Here is a 14,487-nt window from a genome sequence, read left to right on the forward strand (position 1 = left end):
TATATGTCTTTCAGACCATCTCAAGATTACCCAACAGAATTGACGTCATGTCCGCCTCGATCACCCCATCAATGGCGACCACATCCACACCTGTTTTATAGTCGACATTGGACGCGGTAATGCCGGAAAGATCCGCGTCGGCATCCAGGAAGACCCATTTCGCGTCATGTGCTGACGGTTGCCCAACAGCCACTTGCAGAATCGCCAGCGCGTCCAGCGCGTTGATCGCACCGTCCTGTGTAATATCAGCAGCGATCAGGTTTTCCGGCGCGGCGGGCCCGAATGTCGGTTCAAGCCCGACCGCAATCCGCAACACCTGAAGCGCATCCAGCGCTGTGATTTCGGCGCTGGCGGTCGAATACCCTTTGGTGATGTCCAACTCGCCAGTGTAGGTCCCTGTAGGCAGGCCCAAGTCGAACCTGCCATCCTCATCCGCTGTGGTGCTGATCGTGCTGTTGCCGTCGGGAGTGAAATGAATTTCGGCATCTCCCAGCCCCGGATTGGCCCCCTCGGAATCAATCGAAACGCTGCCCTGAATGCCATCAGAACTCGGCGGATCGGTCACTCCAAGATCGCTGAAATCGACGGGGATATGGTCCGGCCCGCCAAAACCGGCACCAAAGATTTCATTGCTCGTCAAAGGACCGCCCGAGGCTGATGTGAGTTGAACAACCTCGTCGCGATAGGTGATCTCGGCCCCGTCGGCGGTTGAGGTGACGGTCAGCTGCGCGGGGGATCGCAGCAACAGATAATCAAACAGGTCCAACCGATCCACGCCTGCCTGAAAGTCGGTGATCGTTGTCGGGCCGCTGCCCGATTGCATGACAAAGATGTCGGCCCCTGCCCCGCCCGTCATGGTGGTCGCCCCTGCCCCGGCGATCAGAATGTCATCGCCCGCACCGCCCGACAGGTCAGTGTTCAGTACGCCACCGCTCAGCATATCATCCAGCGCAGTGCCGGTTACGGTACCAAAGCCTTCGCTCACCACACCCAGATCAGCGACGGACACCGTAAAAAGGTTCACACCCGCGTCGATCTGGCTGGTTGCAAGAATCTGCAACTCGTCCCCGACATGCGCAACGCTCAGGCTTTCGACATTCTGCAGCCCGCTGTCCAAAGTGTCTGCATAGCTGTCCAGATGCACCAACTGCCCGTTCGGGGTCATGGTGAACAATGTGATGCCATCATCGCCGCCACCGGCGACCACAAAAACCCGCCCGTCCACCTCGATCACCGACAGATCCTGTACCGAGGCGAACCGGGTATCCAGCGAATCCAGCACATGGTCGGTCGGGATCAGACTGCCATCGCTGTGCAGCTTCATGACGCTTAGCGAGTTGCTGCCCGACCCGGCAACAATCACCCAGGATTCGCCAAAGGCTTCGACAACCTCGACCGCCGTTGGTGTCGCGATGCCCAACGTTCCAGTGGTCGCGCTGTTGTCGACCGCGCTCAGCGTACCGGTCCCTGCGACCGTGTATGTTGTGATGCTGTTGCTGGCGGCGTCGGTGGCGATCACGATCTGCTCTGCCCCAACCTGAATCGCCAGCATCGAATCGGCAGACCCTGTGGTGAGACCGGCAAGGCTCAGCGTGCCGTCGCCATTGATGACATAGGTCGCGATCTGGCCGGTATCTTCATGCGCCATCGCCAAAAGGTCGGTCGCGCCAACGGATAATTGCACCAAAGCGGACAGATCCCCTCCGCCGCTCAGGGTACCTGTTTCCTGCAGATCACCGATGGTGCCATCCGGGTTCAAATCATAGCCCACAAGCCCCGTGGCGGTATCTATATCCAACGCCAATTGGTCGGTTCCAGCCAAGGAAACAGGCGTTCCCGAGCGCCCCACCTGAAACGTGATTGTGCCGCTGTAATACTCGGTGTCGACCAGCTGAGGGATGGACCCATCCACCAGGTGCCAAACCGCGATCCCCCCTGCCGGGCCCGTCACGGTGTAGAGATACGTGTCCCCGTTAAACGTTTTTAAAGCCGTATCGCCGATACCTGAATCGAGCGCCGTGCTCCCCGTTGCGACCAAAGTTTCGAATTGCAGCATCATTGCCATCACCCCACCGCCACCCCTGGCGTTGCGAACAGGATCAACTGATGCCCGGACCGAAACCAAAGCAGGAATGTGGTAAAAACGAGGAGTTCGGCTTCAGTTTAGTTCAATTTTTTCGGGTTCGATCGCCGCAGAAACCAAAGGGAAAGACAGATGAGCAAAAGCCTAAACGGGGCGCACTGTCCCCCTTCCGAAACCGCGGAAAACAAATGTGAGGGTAAGATGACCAAAGCACCTGAGTCCAAATCTCATCCGGGCGCAGATCGCAAACAGCACATTCGTCAGTGGATCGACGGCAAGATGAAACGCTGGGCCGGGCGCGGTCTGGCGGGCGGTCTGGGTTCCACGCTGATGGCGCTGCCCGCCCTGTCTCAGGCCACGATTGAAGAGCTGTACGCCTTTCAGTTTGCCGAAACCATCCCCGGTGTTCAGTCGGCCAAGCTTTTGAAAAACGGCGATGTCCTGCTGAAAATGGCGGATGGCCGCAGCCTGATTGTTGCGGCTGAAAACGTTCAGATTCTGGACAGCGGCGCCATCATGATTGCCGAGGCAACGGTTGCCGAAATCGCTCAGTTCAGCATTGCCGAGGCTGGCGGTGCTGCCGCAGGCGGCATCAGTGGCGCAGGGGCGGCCTTGGGTGGTCTTGGCCTTGCCGGAGCCGCCGCAGCAGCGGGCGGCGGAGGCGGCGGCGGTGGCGACGACACCGAACCTGCGCCAACCGCCCCAACTCCTGCGCCGCCGCCTGCACCCAGCTACCCAAGTCTGAATCTTGCCGATTTGCAGGGTACGGCGCTCAATAGCGCCAGCACCGAAGTCACCGCGCCCGATAGGACCAGCACGGTCGAGGTGACAATCGGATCACTGGTGACAACAGCGACACCCAACGCCGATGGCAGTTGGAGCATTTCCCTGACCCCATCTGAGGTCAGCGGCCTGCCGCAGGGGGTCTCAGAGATCACAATCCGCAACCTGGATGGCACGGGTGAGGAATTGTCGACTGAGACCGTTACATTCGACATCGATACCGTGCCGCCCACCGTGTCGGTGGCCGGCTTCTCGGACGGCGCTGTCCTGAACAGCGCCGAGCAGGCAACGGACTTGACCATCACTGGTACAACCGATGCAGAAAACGGACAAACCGTCACGGTTTCCCTGAATGGGCAAACCTACACCGGCACGGTCTCTGGCGGCACGTGGAGCGTCACCGTTCCTGCGGTGGACCTCGCGTCGCTTCCAGACGGTGCGACGATTTCGGTCACAGCAGATGTCTCGGATCAGGCCGGGAACCCCGCGCCTCAGGCCAGCAGCAGCTTTGATACTGATTTCAGCGCGCCAACCTTGACACTGGATCCGGTCGCCGGGGGATCGATTGATCTGGTCGACACAACTGGTGATCTAACCCTGACGGGCGCCACCACAGCCGAAGATGGCCAGACCGTTACCGTCACGCTGGACGGACAGACCTACACCGGCACAGCGACCGGCGGCGGCTGGAGCGTGACGGTCCCTAACGCTGACCTGTCCAGCCTGACCACAGGCGTTCCCGCCGACATCAGCGTGACGGTTGACGATACAGCGGGCAACCCTTCTGTCCCCGTCACGGTATCGGTACCGGTCGATCTGACAGGTCCATCAATCAATATCTCACCTCTTGCCGTTGGGTCCGTTCTGAACGCAGTTGAGGTCGGGTCGGATCTGACGATTTCCGGCACAACCGGGAATGTCGGCGACGGTCAGACGGTTACGGTCACCTTGGACGGGCAAACCTATACCGGCACAGTCTCTGGCGACACCTGGAGCGTCACTGTCCCAACCGCAGATCTGACGGCACTGGCGGACGGGGGCGACTTCACCATCACGGCTGATGTTTCGGACGCAGACGGACTGGCCGCCCCGCAAGCGGATGTAAACCTGTCGAAGGATGTCACCGCGCCGACGCTGAGCATCGACAGTTTCTCGGACGGGGTAGTCATGAGCGCTGCGGAACAAGCCACAGACCTGACCATCTTAGGGTCCACATCAGCTGAGGATGGGCAAGTCGTTTCGGTCACTCTGAATGATGTGACATATACCGGAACCGCCTCTGGCGGAGGGTGGAGCGTCACAGTTCCCGCAGCCGATCTGGCAATCCTGTCGGACGCTGCGACAATTTCCGTCATAGCTGACGTGTCCGATGTTGCGGGCAATCCGGCGGTTCAGGCCAGCAGCGGTTTCGACACGGATTTTACTGCGCCCACGATTGCGATATCCACCCTCTCTGACGGGGCCGTTATGAACGCCGCCGAACAGGGAACCGATCTGAGCGTATCGGGAACATCAGATGCGGCGAATGGAACCGTTATAACCGTAGAGATCGCCCGCCCCGACGGCACCGTGGACGTAAGCGGCACCGCAACCGTGTCCGGGGGGAGCTGGACCTTCACTGCCCCTGCCTCCGATCTGAGTGGGCTGCAAGACGCTGTGACCTATGACGTCACTGCGTCGGTCGAAGACGCGGCTGGAAACGGCAACCAAGCAACCACAACCTTTGCCACCGATTTCTCGGCACCGTCCATCACGATGGATGCTCTGCCGGTCGGCGCAACGCTGGACGTGATCGAGCGCGACAGTGACCTTACCATCTCGGGCTCCACAACGGCTGAGAACGGCCAGACCGTTTCGGTCACGCTGGGCACCGAGACATACACTGCAACCGTGACCGGAGGTACCTGGACCGCAACCGTCCCAGCCTCGGATCTGGCTGCTCTGTCGGATACAGGGACTTTCCCAATTGCGGCAACTGTGTCGGACGATGCCGGGAATGCCTCAGCCCCGGCCACAACCTCCATCACCACGGATTTCCGACCGCTTTTGAACCTGAATTCACTTGGCACCAACGGCTCTGTTTCGCTGGCCGACGCGCAAACATCCGGCCTTGTTGTCAGCGGCACGTCTGTTGGGCTTAGCGCGGGTCAATCGGTAGACGTCTTGCTCGGAAGCAGCTCTGTCGGAACGGCAACAGTCGCTGCCGACGGGACCTGGTCTCTGACGGTTCCGGCCGCTGAGTTTTCGGGCACCGAGGCCGGTGATGACCTGAGTTTCACCGCTCAGGCAACAGTCTCCGGCGGGCCTGATCCTGTGCCGGCAACCGGCGAGACAACGGCGCATGTTCCCGCGGCGTATGTCATCTCGGAAATCGGGCAGTCCGGATCAGTAGTGACCTTTGCGATTTACGCCGACAGTGATCGCGATATCTCAAGTGGTCTGGCGATGACTGCGGATCTTGAGTTTGACTCGTCCGTTGTCACATACGACACCGGATCGGATTCCGAGAATGGTGAGTTCGATCTGTTCCTGGCCAGCCCGGGAACCGGCGACGTCATTCGATTTGGCGGTGCGGCAACCACGTTCACGGACCTGTCGCAACCGCTGGTCACCTTCACGATGACGGTGCAAGACCCGACCCAACCCATTGAACTGACGATCACCACCCCGGATGGAGGGCCGACGTTTTTTCAACTGGGAACAGACGGCGCTGATACCCTGACCGCCGCAGGCATCGACACAATCGTGCGCGGCGGCGACGGCGATGACATGATCGACCTCAGCGATGCGGGTCGCGATGTCGTCGTGTTCGAGGCTGATCCGGCAGAAAACGGGGTTGATACGATCACCGGGTTCTCGCTTGGCTCAGAGGCCGATGTCTCGGACGCTTTGATGTTCAATGGTCTGGATGTGCTGACGTTGCGCGGCAACGGCACAAATTTCGAAACCCTTGCGACAGGCGATGCTTTGGGCGCGGATACCGGGTTTGTCGGCCTGACAACAGTTCTGACAGATCTCACTGCTGGTTCCATCGAAGCCGCAGTCGAGAGCTTTTCGGGCGCGCTGGCGGGGGACGAGCTTTATGTGCTGGCAACCGACGGCACCGACAGCGCTTTGGTCAAAGTGGACTATTCGGCACCGGATACAGCCTCGGTCGAAACTGTTGCGATCTTTGACGGGCTGGACGATCTGAGCGGGCTGACTGCTGACAACATCCTGCACACGGACCCCACAGGGGCGACCGCATAGGTCGTCCCCACGGGTAAAAAAATCTCGGCAAAAGGCTGGAAACCAAACAGAACGAGGGGGCAGTTATGGTGCAGAACGGCTTAACTCCGGTCACGCGTCTCAACCACGGGCATCGGTATTGGCGGCGATTCACATCCTTTGAATTTGCCCGGCATCTTCCTGAATGCCCGGTGGTTGAGCCGGAAATCCTTCAGGCTGCGGCCGCATTTCCAATCGCGTTTCGCGTCGTCTCGGGTGAAGTCGAAGCCGTTGCCTTGCTGTCTGTACACGCCGCGGGGTCAACGCCATTTGTGTCGGACGAAGGAACCTGGTTGGCGCAATATTTGCCGTCAGCTCTCCGCTGCCCGCCGTTTCAAGTAGACCTGACAGGCGCGCAGTCCGAACCCCAACCGGCGGGTTGCCTGATGGTCGACGAAACCCTTGGACTTGTCACCGACGACCCGCGCGACGAGTGTTTTTTTGATGCGGACGGCAAGCTGACACCCGAGTTGGTAAAGGTGCAGCGTTTTCTTTGCCAACGCGCCGCCGCTAAGCAGAACACACTGACTTTGTGCCGGGTCATTCAGGGTATGCATCTGTTTAGCCCCCTGGATCAGCTTACCAGTGTCGAGTGCCCGGATGGTTTGCTCGGCGTCAGCTTGCGGGCCGTGCACTCTCTGCCCCAAAGCCACAAATCGCTTCTGACCAATAGTGGTGCCTTGCGGCTGATCCATGCTCATCAGGTGTCGCTGTCTCACGTTGCCTGGCTGACGCAAGCACAGCGTCAGATGGTAGATCGCGCGAGTGGACGCGCCTCATCCGAGATATCCGGATTTTTGGACGCTGTTGTCGGTGCGCAAGCCAAAGAACACGCCTTTGGCCTTAATCAACCGGAAGGTGTCCAAGCATATGTTTAATATTATTGTTCAAATCGCTGGCTGCATTCTCATCGCACTCCACGTGTCCGGCTGCACGCAGCCCCCCGATTTGTCGGGCGTTGAACTTTCGTTCTCCGGTGGCACCGCTGGTGCCGGGGCGACCAAACCCTCTGCCCCGCTGACGCAAAGCGCATTCGGCCAGCGGATTCGAAACGCCGTCGAAACAAGCCCGACGCTGGCGCAAAGCGAAACACGCATGGAAGTTGCAGCCGCCAATCAGGATGCGGCAAGGGGAGCGTTTCTGCCTCAGGTCTCATTGGGTGTGAACGCGCGGTCCGAGCGGATCGACTCGGACATTGCGGATGTATCGCCTTATCTGCGCGTATCGCAACTTGTGTATGACGGTGGCGCAGCAAGGGGTGATCTGACCGCCGCCAAGGCTCGGGTTTATGAAAGCCATGGCGATCAGTTGCAGACGGCGGCAGCCACCGCGCTTGCCGCCATCGAAGCCTATGTGGTGGTGCTGGACCGGCGCGAAATTCGCGACGTCAATTCGCAGAATGTCACCGCGCACGAAGATCTTGTCCGCCAGATTTCTGAACGGGCGGTCAGTGGTGCCGGGTCTAACGCGGATGTGTTGACGGCCCGTTCGCGCATGGCAGATGCCCGCACCCGCCTTGCCGATGCGATCGCCCAAGTTGACCGGGCCGAAGCCCGGTTCCGCGAGGTGTTTGGAACCCCGGCCGGGCCGTTGCCGCAGCCCATTCGGGCACCCGATCTGAACCGGACCGATGCGCAGATCGTGATGAACAGCCCGCAGGTCCGCCGGGCAGACGCAAGCCTGTTGGCTGCCAAGGCAGAATGGACTGCCGCGCAGGCACGTCGGCAGCCTGACATTCGGGTCGCTGCTTTTGCCAATCAGGACACGGATCGCGACGCAAATTTCGGTGTGGATCTGTCCTTCAACTATGAGCTCGACAGCACCGGTCAAAGGCGGGCCGCCATCACAGCCGCGCAAGCTCGGGTCAAAGACGCAGAATTCGCGCGCGAAGCGCTGATCCGGGAAATCACGCGCGAGCTTGGGTTCATCCGCTCGGACCAGAAAGCTGGGGCCGAACGATTGCGCGCGGCCAGAATCGCGGTCGAGGCAAATGCCGAAAGCGTTCAGGCAACGCGGGCGCAATTCACCATAGGCCGTCGCAGCCTGATCGAAATCCTGGATGCGCAAAGGGATTACGTGAACGCTCAGGAACGTCTGATCCTGGCCGAACAGAGCTTTTTCCTGACCAACTATGCCGCGCTTAGCCTGACAGGCGACATACTCGACCTGCTGGGGCTGTCCTTCAACACTTGGGGCACACCATGATGGATCACAGCGACAGGCCATCGACCCAAGAGCAGGTATCGGCAATTGAAGCCTGCATGCTGAACATCGCCGAAACGTTAGAGCGGCCCATCACTCTGGCCGCACTTCATTCGGCGCAATCCGGACAGAATGGCGATTTGAGCGTGCGAGACATTCTCAGCGTTGCCCAACGGGCCGGGCTGCAAGCGGGATACGGTGCCCAGAACCTCAAAGCCTTTGACGACACCCTTGTCCCCGCGATGCTGTTACTGGATGGGGGCAAGGCCGTCACCTACCACGGGCGCGCGCCCGGTGGGGCCTTGCTTATCTTCGATCCCGAAATCGGTACAGGCCTGTGCGAAGTGGCCGAACAGGCTCTTGCAAAAGCCTATACCGGATACGCGATCCTGTTCCGGCGCGATCACAAGGCGGAGTTGATCGCAAAAGCCCCCGGCCATGCCGGCCACTGGTTCTGGTCCGCTCTGGCCGCCAACCGGTGGTCCTATATTCAGGTAGCCCTTGCCGCAGCGCTGGCCAATCTGCTGGGCCTTTCGACTTCAATATTTATCATGGTGGTCTATGACCGCGTTCTTCCCAACGAAGCAACCGAGTCCCTGATCGCGTTAACCATCGGCGTGGGCTTGGCCTTGCTGTTTGACTTCATTCTCAAGTTGTTGCGGGCGGGTTTCATTGATCGGGCAGGCCAGAATGCCGACCTGTTCATGGGGCGGCGTGTTTTTGATCACCTTCTCAACATCCAGATGAAATCGCGCACCGGTTCGACCGGTGCAATGACCAGCACGGTGCGCGAGTTTGAAACGTTGCGCGAGTTTTTCACCTCGGCCACGTTGGTCGCTGTGGTCGACCTGCCGTTCATCGGCCTGTTCATCTTTGTCATTTATCTGGTGGGTGGCGATCTGGCGCTGATCCCCGCGCTTGCCGTCCCTGTTGTGTTGCTGACCGGGCTGGCCGTGCAACCGATCCTGTCACGCATGGCCGAAAAAAGCCTTAAGGATGGACAATCAAAGCAATCTGTATTGGTCGAAGCTGTAACGGGTTTGGAAACCATCAAAACCACGGCCGCCGGACGACAGATGCGCAATCGATGGGAACATGCGATTGAACGGCAATCGTCGCATGGTGCCAAAAGTCGGGCGGTCACTCAGTTCGCTTTGAACCTGACGGGGTTCACGCAGCAGGCGGCTCAGGTTCTGATCGTGTTTTACGGTGTTTTCCTGATCACCGAAGGTCAGGCCAGCATGGGCGCCTTGGTTGCATCCGTCATGCTGACGGGCCGCGCGCTGGCTCCTTTGGGTCAACTGGCCCAGACGCTGACTCGGGTGAATCAAGCGCGCAGCGCCTATCGCCACCTGAACGCATTGATGCAGGCCGAAAGCGAGCGGCCCGAAGGCCGTAGTTGGATATCCCGAACCGGCGTCAAGGGTGCCATTTCCTTCAGCAATGTTCACTTTGCCTATCCCGATCAGAGTGAAGACATCCTGAACGGCGTATCTTTCACCGTGAACCAAGGTGAAAAGGTCGCCATTCTGGGGCAAATCGGCTCGGGCAAAAGCACAATCGCGCGGCTGATTTTGGGGCTCTACACGCCCCGAGTGGGCTCGGTCATGCTGGATGGTCTGGACATCCGCCAGATTGATCCCGGCGACCTGCGCCGCAATGTCGGTTCGGTTTTGCAGGATGTGTGGCTGTTCTCAGGCTCCATTCGGGACAACATTGTCAGCGGAGCGATCCGGCCCAGCGACGCGGACCTGATCGAGGCCGGGCGTGTTGCCGGGGTAGAGGATTTCGTCGCGCGCCACCCCGGAGGATATGATCAACAACTGGCAGAACGGGGCGAGGGTTTGTCGGGCGGGCAAAAACAGGCCATAGCTCTGGCGCGCGCGTTGATCGGCAAACCGCCCGTATTGCTGCTGGACGAACCAACCAGCGCGATGGATGTAAAGACCGAGGCGCAGGTGATCCAGCGTCTGAAAGAGGCAACCAAGGACACGACTATGATCATTGTCACCCATCGGACCAGTTTGCTGGAACTGGTCGACAGGGTGATTGTGATTGAGGGTGGCAAGATCGGCGCGGACGGACCCAAAAGCCTGCTGGCGCAGCACGCGCGTCGGGTGGGGAGGCATCTGAATGTCGCAGCATCCTGAGCTGGCCCAACTCGCGCGTGAAATGCGCGGGCGCTCGCCGTTGCGCGGATCTTTGTTGCTGATCGTGATCCTGGCCTGCCTGCTTGCGGCGGGGACATGGGCCTATCTGACAGAGCTCGACGACGTCACGCGGGTGGACGGGCGCATTGTGCCTTCAGGCGACCTGCAAATGATCGAAGCGACCGAGCCCGGAGTGCTGCAGGCGCTTCACGTGCGCGAAGGTGAGGTTGTCGAAACAGGCACGTTGCTTATGGAACTCGACACCACGCAGATCGAAAGCCAGCTGAGTCAGGAACAGCAGCGTGCCTATGGTCTCATGGCGCGCGTGCAACGTTTGCAGGCTGAAATCGAAGGAACAGATCTTCGTTTTGACGCAAAGCTGATCACTGGTGCACCAAATGTCGTGAAGTCGGAAACCGCCTTGTATCAGGGTCGCCAAGCCGAACTAAGCGCGGAAGTCGCGATCCTCGAACGTCAAAGACAACAGAAACATCAGGAATACGAAGAAGGGCTGGTCGATCAGGTAACCGCCGACGCAACGCTGAAAGTGTTGGCCGAAGAGCGGGCAATCATGGCCCCTTTGGTCGAACAACGGATGGAGCCTGCCACCACCCTGCTGACCTTGCGCCGCAGCGAGGCGGAATGGCAGGGTCGCAAGGTTCGGGCCGAGGCGGCGACAAGCCGGTTGAAAACAGGGCTGGACGAAATCGACGACCGTATCAAAGCCACGCGCAGCCGGTTTCGAACCGCGGCCCTGACCGATCTGGCGCTGGCCACAGCCGAGCTTGCGGCGCTGGAGCCTGCCCTTCCCGCCCTGCGCGACCGGGCATCGCGGGCGCAGGTACGCTCACCCGTTCGGGGGATCGTAAACCGTATCCATCGCACCACGATTGGCGGTCTGGCCAGAAGCGGCGAGGATCTGATCGAGATTGTTCCGCTGGATGACTCGTTACTGGTCGAAGCCTATGTTCGACCCGAGGACATTGCCTTTCTGCACGCAGGCCAGCCGGTAAAAGTGAAGATCACGGCCTATGATTTTGCGCGTTATGGCGGCCTGGATGGGGAAATTCTTCGCATAGGCGCAGATACAATCACCCGGTCCGAGCGCAACGACGAAGAGGTATTTGTTGTTGAGATCAGAACCAGCAGCACCATGCTGGACGCGCAGGGTATTGCGGTCGAGATCATCCCCGGCATGATCGCCGAAGTGGACATCCTGTCCGGCAAGAAATCTGTTCTGGACTACATTCTGCAGCCCGTTGTGAAGATCAAAGATCAGGCGCTGCGAGAGTAACCCGGGTTTCGTTAAGAACGATGGTCGATTGCGCCATTCCCCTTCGGGGAAATGGAAGTTATTTCCAGGTTACGTCACCCACAAAAATATATCCCGCGCCGTAGATAGTTTTGATCAATCGCGGGTTCTTGGGGTCCTCTCCCAGCTTGGTCCGCAGCCGAGAGATACGAACATCCATCGCGCGGTCAAAGCTGTCACCGGCCCCACCGCCCAGTGACTCCTGCATCTGGGCGCGGCTGATCAAACGTTTGGGGCTTTCCAGAAACAGGCGCAGAACCTCGCCCTCGGCATGGCTGAACGGTGTCTCGACGCCTGAGCCATCCTCAAGAACATAACGATCGAAATACGCCGTCCATCCGTTGAACGTCGCGACGTCGGAATTCGGCGCCTGCCCGCGCGGAGACCGCAGCCGGGCGCGGATGCGCGCCACAACTTCGGTCGGGTCGAATGGCTTGGTGATGTAGTCATCTGCCCCAAGTTCCAGCCCCGTGACCCGGTCCTGTACCTGAGCCCGGCCCGAAATGATGATCACCGCCGCCCCTTGTTCAAGCGCCAGCCTGTGGACCAGTGCCAACCCGTCCGTATCCGGCAGAGACAAGTCCACCAGACAGACATCCGGTGTGACGCGTTTCAACGCAGCCTCGAACTCGCGCGCGCGGGAAAAACTTTGGGTGCGGAATCCGGCCTCTTCCAGCGCATCTGTCAGGATGCGACGGATTTCGGGCTCATCATCCAGAATGGTCACCAACGGCTGGGTCATCAAGCGGCCTCGGTTCGGATCAGCGCGGACAATTGCGCCTGCGAGAAGGGTTTACTCAGCACGGGCGCTTTGGCAAGGGCCTGCCGATGCAGCGGGTCGGAATAAGGCAAAGAAGTCATGAGGATACAGGGCAATTCCGTTGGAAGCTGCGCCAGCATGTCCAAACCCGTAGCGGGCCCTTCAAGCCGAATGTCGGACAGCACCATGACAATCCCTTCCACATTTGCAGTCAACGCAAGCGCCTCATCGGCCGAGGTCGCCTCGATCACCGAATGGCCAAGATCGATCAGCATATCCCGGAACTGTCCGCGCAGGTCATCGCTGTCTTCGACCAAAAGCACCAGACCATCCTGTTCAGGGGGGGCAGGCCGGTAGGGCAGCCGCAGCACGACCGATGCGCCAGAGGGCGTATTGCGCAGGTTCAGATCACCGCCTGCCAGCTTAACCGTGTCGTAAACCATCGGCAGACCAAGGCCCGAGCCATCGCTGCCTTTGGTGGTGAAGAACGGGTTCAGCGCTTTGTCCAGCGCTTCTGACGAAAAGCCGGGACCTGTGTCTGACACCGTGATCTCGACCCAGATATTGCCGACCGTGTGGGCGCTGATCGTGACCTGACCAGACGTGCCGCAAGCATCCCGCGCGTTCAGCACAAGGTTCAGCAACGCGTCCTGCAACATACCCGGATCCAGCATAAGGGCCTGATCCGGCAAGGTATTGACAACCGACAGGCCAACACCGCGCGGCAAAGACGGGGTGGCGACAATCCGCAAATCCTCGAGCAGACGGCGCATATCGGTGGCTTTGGGCTGCGGTGTGCGATTGCCCGTCATATCGGCGATCCGGTTCAGCAACTGACCACCCCGCCGCGCCGTTTTCTGGGTTGCGGCGACCAGAGCGCGGGCGTCCTCGGGCAGGTCCATCTTGGTTAGCTGGGACTGCATCCCAAGGATGATCGTCAGCAGGTTGGAAAAGTCATGCGCCAGCCCGTTGGTCATCTGCGCGGCCATCTCGCGGCGGCGGGTTTGTTGCAGGGCAACGCGGGCTTGCGTTTCTTCGGTTATATCCACCGACATGACGTAAACACCCCCTGCCCCGTCCGGCGTGAACGAGACTCGGATACGGCGGGAATCCTGATCTTCGGTGAATTCAAAAACAGACGTATTGCCGTCATAGGCCCTTTGCAAATGGCTTTCGACGCGGCCAAAGGCGCTGGCCCCCAACGCCTGCGAGATATGCAGGCCCAGAATATCCGACGGACGACCGGGCATGACCGAACTCAGACGCCGGTTCGAATAATCGTACCGCCCTTCGGTGTTCAGATGGGCGATATGGGCGGGCATCATTTCGGTCGTCATCCGCGTGCGGGCTTCAATCTCGGTCAGCTCGCGCTTGGCCTCTTCCAGCGCTGTGATCGTCGCCGCCAACTGGCGGTTGGTGGCCGACAGTTCCTCGGCATGGGTCAGCAATTGGCCGGACAATTCCTCGGACCGGGCGCGCAGCAGGTTTTCGGCGCGTTTTGCTCCGGTAATGTCCGTGTAAACGGCAACCCAACCACCTTGCGGCAATGGCGCACCTTCAATCGAGATCACCTGACCATTTGGACGCACGCGCTCCATATAGTGCGGTTCGAAGGCCAGAGCCTGATTGACCCGCACCTTGACCATTTCCTCGACGCTGTCCTCGTCGCCGTATTCCCCTCGGCTGGCCAGACAATAGATCGTGTCGCGGAACAATGCGCCCGGTTGCACCAGCTCGTCGGGAAGGTCGAACATCTCTTGAAACCGGCGGTTGCTGAGGACCAGCCGCAATTGGCTGTCATAGATCGACAGGGCCTGACCAATCAGGTTCAGCCCGGCGGTTGTCATCGCCTTGATGCGTTGTTCCGAAATGTCCAAAATCACCCTCCCCCGCAGGTTATCCGTAGCACCAGACAGCCCGCAGGTGTAGG

Annotated in this window: 8 protein-coding genes; 5 read left to right on the forward strand and 3 right to left on the reverse strand. The window is 59.8% G+C overall.

Annotated features, from left to right (window positions below; all coding sequences use genetic code 11):
- Positions 1–10: 10 nt before the first annotated feature.
- Positions 11–2,065, reverse strand: coding sequence for a dockerin type I domain-containing protein (locus tag ACR0KX_RS13275; RefSeq protein WP_480708504.1), 2,055 nt, complete (start codon positions 2,063–2,065; stop codon positions 11–13).
- 219 nt (positions 2,066–2,284) lie between these two features.
- Here ACR0KX_RS13275 and ACR0KX_RS13280 point away from each other — a divergent pair, with 219 nt between their 5' ends.
- From ACR0KX_RS13280 to ACR0KX_RS13300, 5 genes are all read left to right on the forward strand, one after another.
- Positions 2,285–6,115, forward strand: coding sequence for a beta strand repeat-containing protein (locus ACR0KX_RS13280; protein ID WP_480708505.1), 3,831 nt, complete (start codon positions 2,285–2,287; stop codon positions 6,113–6,115).
- 65 nt (positions 6,116–6,180) lie between these two features.
- Positions 6,181–7,011: a SapC family protein gene (locus tag ACR0KX_RS13285; protein WP_170522930.1), complete on the forward strand. Its 831-nt coding sequence runs from the start codon at positions 6,181–6,183 to the stop codon at positions 7,009–7,011.
- The gene (locus tag ACR0KX_RS13290; RefSeq protein ID WP_170622126.1) at positions 7,004–8,338 is read left to right on the forward strand and encodes a TolC family protein; all 1,335 of its coding nucleotides are present in this window, start codon (positions 7,004–7,006) and stop codon (positions 8,336–8,338) included. The genes ACR0KX_RS13285 and ACR0KX_RS13290 overlap by 8 nt, the downstream gene beginning before the upstream one ends.
- A complete protein-coding gene (locus ACR0KX_RS13295) occupies positions 8,335–10,485 on the forward strand; it encodes a type I secretion system permease/ATPase (RefSeq protein WP_480708506.1) in 2,151 nt (716 codons plus the stop codon). Before ACR0KX_RS13290 ends, ACR0KX_RS13295 begins: the two co-directional genes overlap by 4 nt.
- Entirely contained in the window at positions 10,469–11,779 is a 1,311-nt protein-coding gene (locus ACR0KX_RS13300; protein WP_170622125.1) for an HlyD family type I secretion periplasmic adaptor subunit, read from the forward strand. Before ACR0KX_RS13295 ends, ACR0KX_RS13300 begins: the two co-directional genes overlap by 17 nt.
- Before the next feature lie 58 nt (positions 11,780–11,837).
- On the opposite strand, the gene ACR0KX_RS13305 is transcribed toward ACR0KX_RS13300, so the two are convergent.
- Positions 11,838–12,539 carry a response regulator transcription factor gene (locus ACR0KX_RS13305; RefSeq protein ID WP_170453739.1) on the reverse strand — a complete coding sequence of 234 codons (702 nt, stop codon included), beginning with the start codon at positions 12,537–12,539 and terminating at the stop codon, positions 11,838–11,840.
- Positions 12,539–14,434 carry a PAS-domain containing protein gene (locus ACR0KX_RS13310; protein WP_170453738.1) on the reverse strand — a complete coding sequence of 632 codons (1,896 nt, stop codon included), beginning with the start codon at positions 14,432–14,434 and terminating at the stop codon, positions 12,539–12,541. Before ACR0KX_RS13310 ends, ACR0KX_RS13305 begins: the two co-directional genes overlap by 1 nt.
- Between the last annotated feature and the right edge of the window lie 53 nt (positions 14,435–14,487).

It is taken from the genome of Ruegeria sp. BG5 (assembly GCF_056538425.1).